This is a genomic window from Acinetobacter lactucae (genome assembly GCF_013122135.1).
In the GTDB taxonomy this organism is placed as follows: Bacteria; Pseudomonadota; Gammaproteobacteria; order Pseudomonadales; family Moraxellaceae; genus Acinetobacter; species Acinetobacter lactucae.
Window position 1 is genome coordinate 3,858,642 of the sequence record NZ_CP053391.1, and the last position, 17,515, is coordinate 3,876,156.

The following is a 17,515-nucleotide window of genomic DNA, read 5'->3' on the forward strand; positions in this document are numbered from 1 at the left end:
ACAATAATAGGTTCAAGCACCAGGATCGTGAGATACGACAGGAGTCATATCTAGTACCCAAATACGAAAAAGCCCAACAGGACGTTGGGCTTTTTTTATTGCTATTTAAAAATATATTTAGGCTAAACCTATAGAGGACTATGCGCCTGTTCATGCTTTTTATGGCGTATCCAACGTACCGCTAAAATAACCGCAATCAGCACCACTACGGCAACAAGTGCAGGCACTAACATGGCCGAAACTGAAAGTAAGATTGCTCCAATCCATTCACCTGTTGCAACAACAAAATTACCCAAGCCACCTGTGGTTGCAGTTGAAACACCGCGTGCAGCAACGGTACTCATTTGCACCACACCAGCCGTACCACCACCGACAATAATCGCTGCCGCCCAACTAGCAAACTGAGACATTTCTCCACTACTCACCGCCATTGTCGCTAGCGTACCCGCAATCATAGCCGCAGGGGTTGCAACTGTGTCTAGAGCATTATCGACCCACGGAATATAGTAAGCTGCGACTTCACACACCGTTGCCACGCCTAAAGCCAAACACACCGATGGCAGAGCTAACCATTCAAAACCTTTCGATGGCTCAAACCATCCCATCATGGTTGCAATGCTCATGACCAGTAGCGGCACAAACACCCGAAAACCGCAGGCAGCGCTCAAGCCTACGCCAATACATAAACCCAATATTGTTTCCATAACGGTTTCCTTTTTCATGCCCATCGCGGGTCTTGTTATGTAAGTCTTATTTTTAAATTAACAAAAAGCCCCATCGGGTGACAGGGCTTTTTGTTAAATGCGAACGCAAATATTATTTCATTCTTAACGTTTAAATTGCGTGCAGTAGCATTTCGTGCAAGGTGGTAAAGGGTCGGTGTTAATTTCTAAAAACACTCTATGTCCGCACTGAGCACAGAAATAGAAGCCTGTTCCGGGTTTTTCGCCAGCTGTTACCATGATTACATTCCTATAATCGTATATATATTAAACAGGAATATAACCCACTTAAAGTGAATGTCAATTGTCCATTTCGCCCGATGATGATGGCATAAATGCAAAAAATGTTATTTGTACGATTTATCTTACACAGTTTTAGGGATTTAGCGGATTGGCTGTCCCCTGCTTTTTTTCTATGATGAGTTCATACAGGAACAGGATGTTCCGGAACATAAAACAACAATAATAGGTTCATGCATCAGGATCGTGAGATACGACAGGAGTCATATCTAGCAACCAAATACGAAAAAGCCCGACAGGATGTCGGGCTTTTTTTTATATTCTTATTTTTCTGCTAAATAAGATACTATTACTCTAAAGTATATTCAGGTTCATATCTGCAATGTGGACAAACATATTCAGCGTGTCCTTCAATTGTCTTATTAAAATTTAAAATTTCTGACTTAGGCCATAGGGCACCACACATAGAACATAAAGCCCCTATTTCATCGGACTCTTCATTTTTACAATAAGTACATCTATAACCTGTAGAACTGGACTCATCAAAAATCATTGTATCTAGATCACACTCTGGACATGTCAAAATTTCTGTAGCAAATTCAGAAACTCTTCCATTCCTATATATTTTATAATTTGTACTATTTTCAAATTTTCTGACTTTTGCAAAAGCAATAGCTTTCCTTAAAGTATCATAAGAATCTTCTTTATTATCTTTTGCCACGTAAGAATTTAATTTTATTATATTTTGATTATAAATTTCAGTTGTATCTCTAACTTCTTTAACAGCATTATCAGATACTTTAACATCTAAATAATCTGAAGCGTAGCTAAGAAATTTTTCAGAATCATACATCACAAAATTTATAATCTCTCCCACATTTAATGCTTCATCAATCAGTTCTGGTCGTGGTTGATTAAATTTTTCTCCTGATGCATCATATTTTTTCCACCAATCTTCTTTTAAATCATTTGTAATAAAAATAACATCTTTAATATTAGGATTTTGTTTTGTATATTCTAATATTTGATGCCAAACAATATAATCACCAAACTTTTTTTTATAAGTTAAATTTGAATCAACACATATATCAACTTTACTTTCATCCAAATATCCAGGTGGTATTTTATTTTTATATCTACTCTCTGCAATTTTATATAAGTCATCCAACTCCTTTTGATCTTGAGGTGGATTACCTACCTTATTTTCAAATAATAATTCTAATTTTTCTTTTAAACTATCTTGATGAGACAAATGTTGTTGATTCGACTTTAAATTATCTAAACTATTATTAAAATCTTTAATTAAAGTATCAATTTTTTCAACGAATTCATCTATTTTTATTAGAGAATGTCTTTTTCTTAACTGTAATTTTTCTAATTCAGAATTTAAATTTTTTGAGGTAGAATTTAAAGCATTTTTGGTTTTTGAAAATAATGTTTTTTGTTCACAAATAACTTCTAATCTATTTCTTTGAAATTCTAAAGCAACATGGTGAGGTATCCATATTCTATTTGATATTTTATCAAGAACCTGTAAAAACTCATTTTTTGTGTCTTCTTGATAACGATATAAGTTTAATAAAGTGTTTGTATCAAAAACAAATAATGCATTTTCCCAAATATCTTTATATTGCTCAGGTGTATAAAAATAATTGTACTGCTTAAACATATTTTTCATAGTAAAATATCAATATTAAAAACCCCATCATTAAGATAGGGTATTTTAGAATAAATTTCAAACAGTTATAGACTAAATATTAAGCCACTTGGCCTTCTAAAAAGTCTTGCGCAAAACGCTGTAATACACCACCCGCTTCATATACAGAAACTTCTTCTTCTGTATCTAAACGGCAAGTCACAGGCACTTCAACAATCTCTTCTTTACCATCCGCTGTGGCACGTTCAATAACCAAAGTTAAAGTCGAACGCGGCGCAATATTACCAATCACGCTATAAAGCTCTGTACCATCTAGTTTTAAAGTCTTGCGGTTTACACCCGGTTTAAACTCAAGTGGTAACACGCCCATACCCACCAAGTTGGTACGGTGAATACGCTCAAAACCTTCTGCCACAATCGCTTCAACACCTGCAAGGCGTACACCTTTTGCAGCCCAGTCACGGCTTGAACCCTGACCGTAGTCAGCACCCGCAATAATAATTAACGGTTGCTTACGGTTCATGTAGGTTTCAATCGCTTCCCACATACGCATCACTTCGCCTTCTGGCTCTACGCGCGCTTTTGAACCTTGCTTAATGGTACCGTCTGAACGGACCACCATTTCGTTATAGAGTTTCGGGTTGGCAAATGTTGCACGCTGTGCAGTCAAATGGTCACCACGGTGCGTTGCGTATGAGTTGAAGTCTTCTTCTGGTACGCCCATTTTGTGCAGGTATTCACCCGCAGCCGAGTCCATCAAAATCGCATTTGAAGGCGACAAGTGGTCGGTGGTGATGTTGTCACCCAAAATTGCAAGCGGGCGCATGTTCGCCAAAGTACGTGGTGCAGCCAACGCTCCTTCCCAATAGGGTGGACGGCGGATGTAAGTACTTTGCGGACGCCAGTCGTAAAGTGGGCTCTTCGCTTGCTCAACTTCGCCTAAGTCAAACATTGGAATGTAGACTTTACGGAACTGTTCAGGCTTCACGGCTTCTTTAACTAAGGCATCAATTTCAGCGTCAGATGGCCAGATGTCTTTGAGGTAAATCGGGTTACCTTCTTTGTCATGACCTAAAGCATCTTTTTCGATGTCAAAACGAATCGTACCCGCAATTGCATACGCCACAACAAGCGGTGGAGATGCCAAGAACGCTTGTTTTGCATATGGATGGATACGACCATCGAAGTTACGGTTACCAGACAGTACTGCTGTTGCGTACAAGTCACGATCAATAATTTCTTGCTGAATAGCTGGATCTAACGCACCCGACATACCGTTACACGTCGTACAAGCGTAAGCCACAATACCAAAACCTAGTTGCTCTAAGTCTTTTAGAACGCCTGCTTCTTCAAGGTAAAGTGCAGCCGCTTTTGAACCCGGTGCAAATGATGATTTCACCCAAGGTTTACGAACTAAACCAAGTTCATTTGCCTTACGTGCCAACAAACCTGCCGCCACAGTGTTACGCGGGTTAGAGGTATTGGTACATGAAGTAATTGCAGCAATAATAATCGCGCCATCAGGCATTAAACCATCAGAACGGTTTTCAACAACACCCGCAATACCCTTTTCTTTTAGATCCGCAGTTGAAACACGTGCATGTGGGTTTGATGGACCAGCAATGTTACGTGTGACTGTCGATAGGTCAAAACGAAGTACACGTGGGTACTCTGCTTTGGTCATGTCAGATGCCCAAAGGCCAATTTCTTTTGCGTACTGTTCAACCAATGCCACTTGAGCATCTTCACGGCCTGTTAGGCGTAAGTAGTCAATCGTGTTTTGGTCGATGTAGAACATCGCAGCTGTAGCGCCATATTCTGGTGTCATGTTCGAAATGGTTGCACGGTCGCCCACAGACATGCTGTCAGCACCTTCACCAAAGAACTCAAGGTATGCACCAACAACGCGTTCTTTACGCAAGAATTCAGTTAGAGCAAGTACGATATCTGTTGCAGTAATGCCTGCCTGACGCTGACCTACAAACTCAACACCAATAATGTCTGGCAGACGCATCCAAGATGCTCGGCCTAACATTACGTTTTCAGCTTCTAAGCCACCCACACCCACAGAAATTACGCCTAAAGCGTCTGTATGCGGTGTGTGTGAATCTGTACCGACGCATGTGTCAGGGAATGCTACGCCATCACGCGCCTGAATCACTGGAGACATTTTCTCTAGGTTAATCTGGTGCATAATGCCGTTCCCCGCAGGGATCACATCGACATTTTTAAATGCTGTTTTAGTCCACTCAATAAAGTGGAAACGGTCTTCGTTACGACGGTCTTCAACAGCACGGTTTTTTGCAAAAGCGTCTGGGTCAGCACCACCGTATTCCACTGCTAAAGAGTGGTCGACAATGAGCTGTGTTGGCACAACTGGGTTAACTTTAGATGGATCGCCGCCTTTGTCAGCAATCGCATCACGCAAGCCTGCAAGGTCAACCAATGCAGTTTGGCCCAAGATGTCATGACACACCACGCGCGCAGGATACCAAGGAAAGTCCAAGTCCTGACGACGTTCAATCAACTGCGTTAAATAGGCAGTTAAGTTCTCGGCATCGGCACGGCGTACCAATTGCTCTGCGAGTACTTTAGAGGTGTAAGGCAGTTTTTCGTATGCGCCTGGCTGAATATCTTCAACGGCTTGACGCACATCGTAATATTCAAGCTGGGTACCTGCCAGCGGTTTACGGTATTTTGTGTTCATTAACCACGCTCCGCCAATGGTTTAAATTCGAGGTTTTCAGGGCCTGTGTAGTTCGCACTTGGACGAATGATTTTGCCGTCTTGGCGTTGTTCAATCACGTGTGCTGACCAGCCTGCTGTACGTGCAATCACGAATAATGGTGTGAACATTGCTGTTGGAACACCCATTAAGTGATAGCTCACCGCACTGAACCAGTCGAGGTTCGGGAACATGTTTTTCACTTCTTTCATCACTGCTTCTAAACGCTCAGCGATAAGGTACATTTTGGTGTTCTCTTGCGCTTCTGCTAAGTCATGCGCCACTTTCTTGATCACTTCGTTACGTGGGTCAGAAACTGTATATACAGGGTGACCAAAACCAATCACGACTTCTTTATTTTCAACACGTTTACGGATGTCAGCCTCTGCTTCGTCTGCGTTGTCGTAACGTTGTTGAATGACGAATGCAACTTCGTTCGCACCACCGTGCTTAGGTCCACGAAGCGCACCAATACCGCCTGTAATTGCCGAGTACATGTCAGAGCCTGTACCTGCAACCACACGTGAGGTAAATGTAGATGCGTTGAACTCGTGCTCAGCATACAAAATAAGAGATGTGTGCATTGCTTGAATCCATTCTTCAGATGGTTTTTCGCCATGAAGTAAGTGCAAGAAATGCGCTGCAATTGAGTCGTCATCTGTTTCAACTTCAATACGACGACCATTGTTGCTGAAGTGGTACCAATAAAGCAGCATTGAACCTAAGCTTGCCATTAATTTATCAGCAATGTCTTTTGCGCCAGCTTCATTGTGGTCTTCGTGTTCTGGCGTTAAACAACCTAGCACTGAAACACCTGTACGCATTACGTCCATAGGGTGTGCAGACGGAGGAAGTTGTTCAAGTGCATTTTTCAGTGCTGCTGGTAAGCCACGAAGTGCTTTTAATTTTGCTTTATAGGCTTTGAGTTCAGCTTTGTTTGGTAGTTTGCCATGTACGAGCAAGTGCGCAACTTCTTCAAACTGGCTACCCGCTGCAAGGTCAAGAATGTCATAGCCACGATAGTGTAAGTCGTTACCGCTACGTCCTACGGTACAAAGTGCTGTGTTGCCTGCAACTTGTCCGCTAAGTGCAACTGATTTTTTTGGTTTGAAGCCTGTTGTTGTTTCATTTGAGCTCATAGAATCATCCTTTATATCAACCAGAATTTGTTGTTTGTTCAATTTTTACTTGGATAAAAACGCGACAGCGTCTTGCCGAGTTCTCATCCAATTTTTGGATTAACCTGCCGTTCGCCTTACTTTTCACGGATGAAAAGTAAGCAAAAATCCTTGTTGGTCTGACGATATATCCCTATATCGCAGTCCAACGTAGCGGCATCCATGCCGCCCTCACGCTAGCCAAGACCATCGCTTCCCCTTCTTTTTAAAGAGGGTTGGTTTATTTCTTTTTAGCAAAAGCGTTGTCTAAGTAGTCTTCAAACGCATAGTAGTTGATGCGTTCATATAACTCTTTACGCGTTTGCATAATATCAATCACATTCTTTTGTGTGCCTTCTTTACGCAAGGTTTCATACACAGTTTCGGCTGCCTTGTTCATGGCACGGAAAGCAGAAAGCGGATAAAGCGCAAGGCTTACATCGGCAGATGCCAACTCTTCAGTAGTAAACAGTGGTGTAGAACCAAACTCGGTAATGTTTGCCAAAATTGGTGCGCCAGTCTTCTGAGCAAATTGCTTGTACATATCAAGCTCGGTAATTGCCTCAGGGAACAACATGTCTGCACCCGCTTCAATGTAGGCACCCGCACGATCAATTGCAGCTTGTAAACCATCTACTGCCAATGCATCGGTACGTGCCATAATCACGAAGCTGTCATCACCACGCGCATCAACCGCTGCTTTAATACGGTCAACCATTTCTTCTTGAGTCACAATGGCTTTGTTCGGACGGTGACCACAACGTTTTGCGCCCACTTGGTCTTCAATGTGCATTGCCGCAGCACCAAACTTGACGAGCGCTTTTGTAGTACGAGCAATGTTAAATGCAGAAGCACCAAAACCTGTGTCAGCATCAACCAATAATGGAAGATCACATACATCGGTAATACGGCGCACGTCTGTCAACACATCATCAAGGTTACTAATTCCCAAATCAGGTAAACCTAAAGAACCAGCGGCTACACCACCACCTGATAAGTAAATCGCTTTATAACCTGCACGTTTTGCCAAAAGTGCATGATTGGCGTTAATGGTTCCAACCACTTGTAATGGCTTTTCTTGGGCTACTGCATCGCGAAATAGCTGACCTGCGGATTGTTTAGCCATTGTTATGTTCTCCTTGTGCTTGTAGCAGTGTTTGCTCAATAATTTTGTAAGAAGCATTTATATGTCGATGCATCAGCAGCTCGGCAAGTTCACCATCGCCTTCTGCAATTGCATCTAAAATACGGATATGTTCGTCCCAAGCTTTGCTCGGTCGATCAGGCGTGTTTGAAAACTGAATTCGGTACATACGGATGAGGTGATAAAGCTCATCACATAGCATTTTTTCTAGGGTTTTATTGCCACTACTTTTGATAATGCAGTAGTGAAAATCGTCCTGCCCTTCTTGCAAGTAATATCCTTTACCTGCTTTAAAGTTTTCATCTTCGGCATGCATACGCAATACATCACGTAACGCCAAAATTTGCTTTTTATCAATATGCTGTGCAGCAAGTTTGCAAGCCAAACCTTCTAAAGACGCACGAATCTGGTAAAGCTCTTTAAATTGTTGCAGTGACAGCGAAACCACGCGCGCGCCCACATGTGCAGTACGCTCAACCAAACGTTGCCCTTCAAGGCGATGAATCGCCTCACGCAAAGGCCCGCGGCTGATGCCATAAGTACGTGCCAGTTCAGGTTCAGAAATTTTGCTACCTGCCGGAATTTGACCCAAAACAATCGCCGTCTGTATTTGTTTAAATACATTCTCGGTCAGTGTTCTTCCCTGACTTTGTAGAGGCTCTGGTGCGAAGGTCAAATCTTGCATATTGTCGACAATTTTTAATCAATTATGAGTTTTATAGCGGTATGAATGAAAAAAATCAAGGTGATTGTTGACACTTTACAGAACGCATCAGGTCAATTTTTATCGTTCGTCCTGTTATCTCACCTTATATTTAGACCATTAAACCACTTGCCAATTAGTATTTATAAAACAGCAACTTACTATCAATTTATCTACGGATTTATAGCGCTTTTTCAGTTGCTTTTCGGCCTCTAATCTTTTGTTTCAAACTTTAGTCTACAACCAATGTATTACAGTAAGATTGTAGACAATCTGCTTGAATGAGATCATGAGTTATAAATTAATATCTATTTACCGTAATTTCTTTTAAATCTTTTTATCATTTTCATCGAGAAAATATCGATATTAGTGAAATTATAAGGTGCTTCACGGTAGCTTTATTGATACATTATTGAGCATCGACATAGTTGTGGCGTATTTTTCGAGACAGAAAAAACCAAACACTATGCATATTGTTGAATGAAAGGACTTTTTTGATGTTTCAACATATCCCCCCATACGCAGGCGATCCAATTCTCTCTTTAATGGAACAGTTCAATGCTGATACTCGTTCTGAAAAAGTAAACTTGAGTATTGGTCTTTACTATAACGAAGACAGTATTGTTCCTCAGTTAGAGACCATTATTGAAGCGCAAAAGCGTATTGAGCCTAAAAACGGTAAAACCAAACTTTATTTGCCAATGGAAGGCTTCAAACCTTACCGTGAAGCAATTCAAGCACTTTTATTTGGCGCAAACAGCCCAGCAGTTAAAGCGGGCCGTGCTGTAACCATCCAAACGCTTGGTGGTTCAGGTGCATTGAAAGTTGGTGCAGATTTCTTAAAAACTTATTTCCCAAATTCAGATGTTTGGGTAAGCCAACCAACTTGGGATAACCACGTTGCGATTTTCAATGGCGCTGGTATCAAGACTCATTTCTACCCATATTTCGATAACGAAACTCGTGGTGTAGATTTTGACGGTATGTTGTCTACGCTTAAAACTTTGCCTGAGCAAAGCATTGTGTTGTTACACCCATGCTGCCACAACCCAACGGGTGCTGACTTAAACCCAGCGCAATGGGATCAAGTGATTGCAGTATTAAAAGACCGTAACCTTATTCCATTCCTAGACATCGCTTACCAAGGTTTTGGTGACGGTATGGAAGAAGATGCGTATGCAATCCGTGCTTTAGACCAAGCTGGTCTAAACTTCATTGTGAGCAACTCGTTCTCTAAAATCTTCTCTTTATATGGCGAGCGCGTTGGCGGCTTAACTTTCGTTTGTGACGATGCAGAAGCTGCTCAGTGCACATTCGGTCAGTTAAAAGCGACTGTACGCCGTATTTACTCTAGCCCTCCTACAACAGGCGCTTGGTTAGTTGATGAAGTGTTAAATGACGCTGAACTTAACCAACAATGGCAAGGTGAAGTGAAAGAGATGCGTGAGCGTATTATTAAAATGCGTAGCATCTTAAAAGATGAACTCACTAAAGCATTACCAGACCGTGAATTTAGCTACCTTGTAAACCAAAAAGGTATGTTCAGCTACACTGGTCTAACTGCTGAGCAAGTTGATATCTTGCGTGAAGAATATGCAATCTACTTAGTACGTAGTGGTCGTATTTGTGTGGCGGGTTTAAACATGAATAATGTTTACACTGTTGCAAAAGCAGTTGCAGAAGTACTTGCTAAATCAACAGAAGCAGCATAAATCATCCATTAAAAAAGGCGCTTCGGCGCCTTTTTTTATTTATCGAGGTTAAGATTTAGCTTTACCCCAATATTTCAGTTTTGAGGTATGTCCAATACCCACATTAAAGCTATTGGTTGGGTCGAGTTTTTGGTAGAAATTGGCCAATGCAGGTTTAGCAATATAGAGATGCCCAACATTATGCTCTGCCGGATATTCAGCACGGCGCGCATCGAGTAATTTCCACATTTGATGTTCCATTTCTAATGGGTCATGGCCATTTTTAAGAATATAGTCCTGATGGAAAACATGGCAAAAGAAATGCCCATAATAGAGTTTATGGAGAATTTTCTTTTCCATCTCGGCTGGCAGTTGCTCTACCCATTCGCGGTCATTACGACGTAACGCAATATCAAGCGCCACAATATCTTCCACTTCACTACGATGTGTATCACGATAACGAATAGCCGCTCCTGCAATCGCAAAACGGTGTAAGAATGCTTTTCGCCCTTCCTCTTCGCTACATACGAAATAGCTGCCTGACGGATGCACTGCAAAATATTCTTTTAAAAACTGCTCAGTTTGTGCTTTTGAATTATTTTCGACACGTAAAACTAAATGGTGCTCATAACGATCCCGGTATTCGGTCATACGCTTAGGCAAATGACTCGGTAAAAAGAAGGTAATCGCCTGTAAAATATGGTCTGTTAAGCCTTTAATTTTAAATCGTTCTAAGAAGCCATCGACTTTATCTTTCGTCGCAAAAGCTTTAGGAACATTGGCTGTGCCAAATTTTTCAATAAACAAGAACGTGTCTTTTCCGTACTTTTCACCAATTAAATAAGCATCTCGGTGGATATATTCACCTGCAATCGGCAAGCTTGGTAGTGAGGTCAGTAAGTAACGACGAATGGCCGTTAAATCATCGGCATCATTAGTACCTATATAAAAGACATTGCTCTCTACTTTTTCATAAGTATCAAGACGTACCGCAAATACACAGACTTTACCTGCCGACCCAGAAGCCTCAAACAAACGTGACGGATCTGCATTAAAACGAGCAGGCGTATCCTCATCCACTTGCGTCACATCGTGGGCATAGCGATGATCTGATGCCTGCTTTTCACTATCATCTAAAATATCTACGGCTTGGTATTGCTGCTTCTCTAAACGAGTCAAAATTTCTTCGGGTGTCGAGCCTAAATTTACGCCTAAATGGTTCACCAGTTCTAATTGACCAGCAGCATTGACCTGAGCATATAACGCCAGTTCAGTGTACGCAGGACCACGGCGCACCAAGGCCCCCCCAGAGTTATTACACACACCACCCAGTACCGATGCACCAATACAAGATGAACCAATCACCGAATGCGGCTCGCGGTCATAACCTTTTAAAATTTGCTCTAAATTATCTAAGGTTGCACCCGGTAAACAAATCACTTGCTTACCATCATGAATAACTTGTATGCCCTTTAAGCGACGCGTACTCATGACTAAAACAGGACGGTCATAGTCATCGCCATATGGCGTTGAACCACCGGTGAGTCCTGTATTTGCCGCCTGCATAATAACAATACAATCTGCATCAATGGCAGCTTGAAGCACCTGCCATTGTTCTAGCAAGCTCCCTGGCACCACTACAGCAAGCACTTTCCCCTCCCCAAAACGGCGGCCTTGACGGTATTGACGCGTGCTTTGATCGTCGGTCAAAACATGAGAACGCCCTACAATATTTTGTAAGCGTTCGATCACTGCTTGAGGAGAAGATGTTTGCATGATGGTTTCCTTTTGGTCATCCATACCACATAGTTTTTTTAAATTTAGAGCAACACGACGTAGTCTTACAGGGAAAACTTCGATGTAAGCAGCTCATTGACGCTTAGCACCAGCAGCTAATCTCTAGGTATTAGATTTAATGCAAATTGGCGACGCATTGGCGGCAGGGATGCCGCCTGTTGAGCAACCGTACAAGGAAGTACGGTTTACTCAACAAAAGGTTTTTGGTTACTTTTGACCTTTCAAAAGTGACAAATGCCTATACGTAAAACATCAGCAAATCACCAAATTTTGAGGCTGTGCTTACTGCTTCACTTACTATGTTTTAAAGTCCTTGTTTAATCGCCTGTACTAAACAATCCGCATTAATATCCGAAATAGACTTAGCACCCGTGAGCGTCATCGCAACACGCATTTCTTTATCAATCAAATCAAGTAAGTTCGACACACCTTGCCCACCTGCTGCTGCTAAGGCATAAACAAATGCACGGCCAAGTAAAATTGTATCCGCACCGAGCGCCAACATCCGCACCACATCTAAACCATTACGAATGCCTGAGTCAGCCAAAATCGCCAAATCACCTTTTACCGCATCAGCAATTGCAGGTAATGCACGAGCAGAAGACATCACACCATCTAACTGACGACCACCGTGATTCGATACCACAATGCCATCTGCACCAAAACGCACAGCATCTTTGGCATCTTCAGGGTCTAAAATACCCTTAATCACCATTGGGCCATCCCAAAACTCACGAATCCACTCAAGGTCTTTCCATGAAATTGATGGGTCAAAGTTTGAGCCTAACCAGCCGATATAGTCTTCAAGTCCAGTTGGTTTACCTAAATATTTAGAAATATTGCCCAAGTCGTGCGGACGCCCCATTAAGCCCACATTCCATGACCAGTGCGGATGGAACACAGACTGCATATAACGACGCATCGCTGCATTTGGTCCACTCATACCGGAATGAGCATCACGGTAACGCGCCCCTGGCACAGGCATATCTACAGTAAACACCAGTGTTGAACAGCCTGCCGCTTTTGCACGCTCCAAAGCATTACGCATAAAACCGCGGTCACGTAACACATAAAGCTGAAACCACATCGGGCGATTAATTGCAGGTGCAACTTCTTCAATCGGACAGACAGAAACCGTTGAAAGCGTAAATGGAATGCCCTTTTTATCGGCTGCCATCGCAGCTTGCACTTCACCACGGCGTGCATACATACCTGTTAGACCAACTGGTGCCAACGCAACCGGCATCGACAAAGTTTCATTAAACAGTTTTGTCTCTAAACTTAACGCTGACATGTCATTCAGCACACGTTGACGCAATGCAATTTCTGACAAGTCTTGTACGTTACGCTTTAAGGTATATTCCGAATACGCTCCACCATCAATGTAGTGAAATAAAAATGGAGGTAAGCGACGCTGTGCCGCAGCACGGTAATCATTGCCAGAAGAAATAATCATTTTGAATCAACTCTATTTAAACGATTTGCACGTTTCTGGCGAGCTTCATCTTCATCCAGAGAACGCACATGATTAATCACAAATTCAATATGACCGCAGACAGCTTGGCGTGCGGCCTCGGGATCTTTACGATCAATAGCATCCATCACCTGAAAATGCTGCTCGCTCAGCAAATCACCATTCACGGGGTCGTTATAAACTTTCTTACGTCCTAACAAGACGTTGTATTGCAGTAAATCAAACAGGCTACGCATCATTTGAATCAGCACCACATTGTGAGATGCTTCAGCAATCGCTAAGTGGAATTCAGCATCCGCCACCGCAGCCTGTGCTGAGTCACCCGCATTTTGGTGGCGACTAATTTCATTAAAATAATGATGAATTTTGGCACGGTCTTCAGGCGTTGAGCGTAATGCGGCATACCAAGCAGTGCCGCCTTCAAGTAATAACCGCGCCTCTTGCACATCAAAACGGTACAGCGGATCTTCTTCAATCAAGTTACTAATTGGGTTCACAATCAATTGCTGTGGCCACTGTTCAGGCAACTGTTGAATATAAGTCCCATCGCCACGGCGGCTACTGAGCACCCCTTGACTATTGAGCTGTTGAATCGCTTCACGCAAAGAAGGACGAGAAACTCCTAAGCTTGTTGCAAGCTGGCGCTCGGCAGGCAAACGGTCACCTTTTTTCATGTGACGCTCTTCAATTAATGCCTGCAATTTCATGACCACTTGATCGGAGATTCTCATTGCGTTTCCTTCACTAGAGTTATGGAATCATCCACGGAACCAGATAAGCCTGAACCGTAATAATGATGCCAACAAAGACAGTGAATATGATGCTATGTTTTACCGTGAAACGGAACAAGTCAGATTCTTTTCCAACTAAGCCTACCGCTGCACAAGCAATGGCAATCGATTGTGGAGAAATCATCTTACCTGTTACACCACCGCTGGTATTCGCAGCTACAAGCAACACTTCTGGAATACCAATTTGCTGAGCCGTAGTCGCCTGTAGTGCCGAGAACAGAGCATTTGAAGAGGTATCTGATCCCGTAAGGAACACACCAAGCCACCCCAAAAATGGCGAGAAGAAAGTAAACGCATGACCCGTATGCGATAGAGCCAAAGCCAAAGTTGCAGATAAACCTGAATAGTTCGCAATAAAAGCAAACGCTAACACCATACCAATCGAGTAAATCGGTGTTTTCAACTCATTGAGTGTTTCACCAAAGGTTGTAACTGCCTCACTTGCTTTCATTTTTAAGAAAATAGCAGTGATGATTGCGGCAATAAAAATTGCAGTACCTGTTGCAGAGAACCAGTCAAACTTATAAATCGCTTCGTATGGCTTCATCTCTGCCACAATTGGTGGCATTTTTTCGACCAATTTATGCAAATACGGTACTTCAAGTTTAAAAATCCAATGTTCAAGAGCACCATCTTTTGCAAATAATGCTTTAAATGGCTTAACACTCCAGATCGTCACCATCACGGTTAAGATGGCAAATGGAGACCATGCCTTCACAATTTTGCCAATGCTATAACGTTGAATCGTGGTAGGTTGCTGAGTCAAAGTCTGACCCGCTTCAGGTTCAAAACGGAAAATATGTTTTGGTTTCCAAACACGGAACAGTAAAGTTAAGCTCACCAATGATGCAATTGCTGCGGTAATGTCTGGTAACTCAGGGCCAATAAAGTTAGAGGTGAGATACTGGGCAATCGCAAAAGCACCACCACCGACAACTACCGCAGGCCAAGTTTCTTTAACACCACGCCAGCCATCCATAATCGCCATAATCCAGAACAGCACAATAATGGTTAAAAATGGCAACTGACGACCCACCATCTGGCTAATTTCCATAGTGTCTACACCGGAAACCTGCCCTGCCACAATAATTGGAATACCCATTGCACCGAATGCAACTGGTGCTGTATTTACAATTAAACATAAACCAGCAGCGTAAAGTGGCTTAAACCCTAAACCGACAAGTAGTGCAGCGGTAATTGCGACAGGAGCACCAAAGCCCGCAGCCCCTTCAAGGAAAGTACCAAATGCAAAACCAACGAGTAACATTTGCAAACGTTGGTCTTCGGTAATAGATAGAATGCTTGAGCGGATAACTTCAAACTGGCCTGTTTTTACCGAAATCTTGTATAGAAAAACTGCCCCAATAATGATCCATGAAATTGGCCATAGACCGTAGAAGAAACCGTAAATGATTGACGCAAAGGCCATTTGACCCGGCATTTGATAGAAAAATAGTGCAATCAGTAATGCAATAATAACTGTGCCCGTACCCGCGATACTGCCTTTTAAACGAAAAACAGCCAATGCCAAAAAGAAGAAAATAATCGGGATTAATGCAACCGCACTGGACAGCCAAATATTATTTAAAGGGTCATAAAGTTGTTGCCACATATTGAGCATTGTCATCTCCTTGAAATGCCGGGGCGAATTTTTGTACCTTAAATTCTTAAACATTTAACACAATTGGTATGACCAATTAAAAATTAAGTGCAAATGTTTTCCTTAAACCACAGACCGCATCATAAACACAGACATTGGCAAGATCAATCATTAAATAATCACTATAATTGGTAAGACCAATAGTGCTAAGTAAAATCAAGCTCTTTCTAATCTAAAAATTTTCTTATTAGACTAAAGTCTTAAAAATACTTTCTTATAAACTTAAATATGACTTACAGAAATGAAGTGAAAAATTTGAACATAAAACAATAAACATAATCATTTATTGATAAATGTATAATAATGCCCAAAACTTAAATGATTTGTATTGAACTGAATAATGACTACTTTAACTTGTTTTAAAGCCTATGATATCCGAGGCAAACTCGGCACCGAATTGAATGAAGAAATTGCCTATAAAATTGGCCGTGCATACGGACAAATCTATAAACCAAAGACCGTGGTTGTAGGTTGTGATATTCGTCTAAGCAGTGAGTCTTTAAAACAAGCAACCATCCGCGGTTTAAATGATGCGGGTGTGAATGTGCTTGACTTAGGCATGACGGGTACTGAAGAAGTTTACTTCGCCGCTTTCCATTTAGATGTACAAGGTGGAATTGAAGTTACTGCTAGTCATAACCCAATGGATTATAACGGTATGAAATTGGTTCGAGAAAATGCTCGTCCAATTAGTGCAGATACAGGTCTAAAAGAAATTCAGGCTTTAGCAGAAACTAATAATTTTGAAGAAGTTAGCCAAAAAGGTACAACGCAAAGTTATAATATTTTGCCCGAGTTCGTTGATCATTTAATTACCTATATCGAGCCTGCAAAAATCCGCCCCCTTAAATTGGTGGTAAACGCAGGTAATGGTGCAGCTGGTCACGTAATTGATGCCATTGAAGAAAAATTTAAAGCACTTAACGTACCTGTTGAATTTATTAAAATTCATCATGAAGCAGATGGCACGTTCCCAAATGGGATTCCTAACCCAATTTTAATTGAAAACCGTGACAGTACTCGAAATGCTGTAATTGAACATAAAGCCGATATGGGAATTGCATGGGATGGCGATTTTGACCGCTGTTTCTTGTTCGATGAAAAAGGCCAGTTCATTGAAGGCTACTATATTGTTGGTCTATTGGCTCAAGCTTTCTTGATTAAACAGTCAGGCGAGAAAATTGTGCATGACCCACGTTTAGTATGGAACACATTTGATATCGTCGATGAATACAAAGGCATTGCCGTACAGTCAAAATCTGGTCATGCATTCATTAAAGATGTCATGCGTGAACACAATGCGGTATATGGCGGAGAAATGAGTGCACATCACTATTTCCGTGACTTTGCTTACTGCGACAGCGGTATGATTCCGTGGTTACTCACCGTTGCCCTAATCTCTGAAACAGGACAATCTCTCTCAACACTTGTTGAAAATATGATTACCAAGTTTCCTTGTAGTGGTGAAATCAACTTTAAAGTAGCTGATACACAAACCACTATTCAAAAGATTTTCGATTTTTATGCCGATCAGAATCCACAAATTGACCGTACCGATGGTGTAAGCCTCGACTTTGGCGCATGGCGTTTTAACGTCCGTGCTTCAAATACTGAACCGTTATTACGACTCAATATTGAAAGCCGTGCAGACCGCCAAGCTCAACCTATGCAACACTATGTAAATGAATTGACTGGATTGATTCAAAGCTAATCAGAAATAAAAAAGGAGCAATTTGCTCCTTTTTTATTGTTAT

General features: G+C 41.8%; 13 protein-coding genes and 1 pseudogene. 3 read left to right on the forward strand and 11 right to left on the reverse strand.

Going from position 1 to position 17,515, the window contains the following annotated elements; genetic code table 11:
* Positions 1 to 128: 128 nt before the first annotated feature.
* From HLV59_RS18040 to HLV59_RS18070, 7 genes are all read right to left on the reverse strand, one after another.
* The gene (locus HLV59_RS18040; protein ID WP_171430506.1) at positions 129 to 704 is read right to left on the reverse strand and encodes a DUF4126 domain-containing protein; all 576 of its coding nucleotides are present in this window, start codon (positions 702 to 704) and stop codon (positions 129 to 131) included.
* Positions 705 to 827: 123 nt separating this feature from the next.
* Positions 828 to 962: a zinc ribbon-containing protein gene (locus HLV59_RS18585; RefSeq protein ID WP_001983336.1), complete on the reverse strand. Its 135-nt coding sequence runs from the start codon at positions 960 to 962 to the stop codon at positions 828 to 830.
* A 349-nt stretch (positions 963 to 1,311) separates the two neighbouring features.
* Positions 1,312 to 2,640, reverse strand: a complete 1,329-nt coding sequence (locus HLV59_RS18050; RefSeq protein ID WP_171430507.1) for a PIN-like domain-containing protein — start codon at positions 2,638 to 2,640, stop codon at positions 1,312 to 1,314.
* A 79-nt stretch (positions 2,641 to 2,719) separates the two neighbouring features.
* Positions 2,720 to 5,326 (reverse strand): Fe/S-dependent 2-methylisocitrate dehydratase AcnD, encoded by a 2,607-nt coding sequence (gene acnD / locus HLV59_RS18055; protein ID WP_171430508.1) that lies wholly within the window; start codon positions 5,324 to 5,326, stop codon positions 2,720 to 2,722.
* Entirely contained in the window at positions 5,326 to 6,483 is a 1,158-nt protein-coding gene (gene prpC, locus HLV59_RS18060; protein ID WP_171430509.1) for a bifunctional 2-methylcitrate synthase/citrate synthase, read from the reverse strand. The genes acnD and prpC overlap by 1 nt, the downstream gene beginning before the upstream one ends.
* Before the next feature lie 259 nt (positions 6,484 to 6,742).
* Complete coding sequence (prpB, locus tag HLV59_RS18065; protein ID WP_171430510.1) at positions 6,743 to 7,627, reverse strand: methylisocitrate lyase; 885 nt, start codon at positions 7,625 to 7,627, stop codon at positions 6,743 to 6,745.
* A complete protein-coding gene (locus HLV59_RS18070; RefSeq protein ID WP_001153627.1) occupies positions 7,620 to 8,330 on the reverse strand; it encodes a GntR family transcriptional regulator in 711 nt (236 codons plus the stop codon). Before HLV59_RS18070 ends, prpB begins: the two co-directional genes overlap by 8 nt.
* Before the next feature lie 45 nt (positions 8,331 to 8,375).
* Between HLV59_RS18070 and HLV59_RS18075 the strand changes: the two are divergent.
* Positions 8,376 to 8,501, forward strand: a pseudogene (locus tag HLV59_RS18075) (hypothetical protein); the annotation flags it as partial.
* 344 nt (positions 8,502 to 8,845) lie between these two features.
* Positions 8,846 to 10,060 carry an amino acid aminotransferase gene (locus tag HLV59_RS18080; RefSeq protein WP_171430511.1) on the forward strand — a complete coding sequence of 405 codons (1,215 nt, stop codon included), beginning with the start codon at positions 8,846 to 8,848 and terminating at the stop codon, positions 10,058 to 10,060.
* A gap of 48 nt (positions 10,061 to 10,108) precedes the next feature.
* On the opposite strand, the gene dld is transcribed toward HLV59_RS18080, so the two are convergent.
* From dld to lldP, 4 genes are all read right to left on the reverse strand, one after another.
* The gene (dld, locus tag HLV59_RS18085) at positions 10,109 to 11,815 is read right to left on the reverse strand and encodes a D-lactate dehydrogenase (RefSeq protein WP_171430512.1); all 1,707 of its coding nucleotides are present in this window, start codon (positions 11,813 to 11,815) and stop codon (positions 10,109 to 10,111) included.
* Positions 11,816 to 12,140: 325 nt separating this feature from the next.
* On the reverse strand, positions 12,141 to 13,292 hold the full coding sequence (gene lldD, locus HLV59_RS18090) for an FMN-dependent L-lactate dehydrogenase LldD (protein WP_083040549.1): 1,152 nt from the start codon (positions 13,290 to 13,292) through the stop codon (positions 12,141 to 12,143).
* Complete coding sequence (gene lldR, locus HLV59_RS18095) at positions 13,289 to 14,023, reverse strand: transcriptional regulator LldR (protein WP_014208064.1); 735 nt, start codon at positions 14,021 to 14,023, stop codon at positions 13,289 to 13,291. Before lldR ends, lldD begins: the two co-directional genes overlap by 4 nt.
* Before the next feature lie 37 nt (positions 14,024 to 14,060).
* On the reverse strand, positions 14,061 to 15,728 hold the full coding sequence (lldP, locus tag HLV59_RS18100; RefSeq protein ID WP_171430513.1) for an L-lactate permease: 1,668 nt from the start codon (positions 15,726 to 15,728) through the stop codon (positions 14,061 to 14,063).
* Positions 15,729 to 16,101: 373 nt separating this feature from the next.
* On the opposite strand from lldP, the gene HLV59_RS18105 reads away from it, so the two are divergent.
* Positions 16,102 to 17,472, forward strand: a complete 1,371-nt coding sequence (locus tag HLV59_RS18105) for a phosphohexomutase domain-containing protein (RefSeq protein WP_171430514.1) — start codon at positions 16,102 to 16,104, stop codon at positions 17,470 to 17,472.
* Positions 17,473 to 17,515 lie beyond the last annotated feature (43 nt).

Coding starts and splice junctions, on each gene's coding strand:
- prpB (WP_171430510.1), bottom strand. CDS start 7,627: ATGGCTAAACAATCCGCAGGTCAGCTATTTCGCGATGCAGTAGCCCAA.
- dld (WP_171430512.1), bottom strand. CDS start 11,815: ATGCAAACATCTTCTCCTCAAGCAGTGATCGAACGCTTACAAAATATT.
- lldP (WP_171430513.1), bottom strand. CDS start 15,728: ATGACAATGCTCAATATGTGGCAACAACTTTATGACCCTTTAAATAAT.
- HLV59_RS18585 (WP_001983336.1), bottom strand. CDS start 962: ATGGTAACAGCTGGCGAAAAACCCGGAACAGGCTTCTATTTCTGTGCT.
- prpC (WP_171430509.1), bottom strand. CDS start 6,483: ATGAGCTCAAATGAAACAACAACAGGCTTCAAACCAAAAAAATCAGTT.
- HLV59_RS18080 (WP_171430511.1), top strand. CDS start 8,846: ATGTTTCAACATATCCCCCCATACGCAGGCGATCCAATTCTCTCTTTA.
- HLV59_RS18070 (WP_001153627.1), bottom strand. CDS start 8,330: ATGCAAGATTTGACCTTCGCACCAGAGCCTCTACAAAGTCAGGGAAGA.
- HLV59_RS18040 (WP_171430506.1), bottom strand. CDS start 704: ATGGAAACAATATTGGGTTTATGTATTGGCGTAGGCTTGAGCGCTGCC.
- HLV59_RS18050 (WP_171430507.1), bottom strand. CDS start 2,640: ATGAAAAATATGTTTAAGCAGTACAATTATTTTTATACACCTGAGCAA.
- HLV59_RS18105 (WP_171430514.1), top strand. CDS start 16,102: ATGACTACTTTAACTTGTTTTAAAGCCTATGATATCCGAGGCAAACTC.
- lldD (WP_083040549.1), bottom strand. CDS start 13,292: ATGATTATTTCTTCTGGCAATGATTACCGTGCTGCGGCACAGCGTCGC.
- acnD (WP_171430508.1), bottom strand. CDS start 5,326: ATGAACACAAAATACCGTAAACCGCTGGCAGGTACCCAGCTTGAATAT.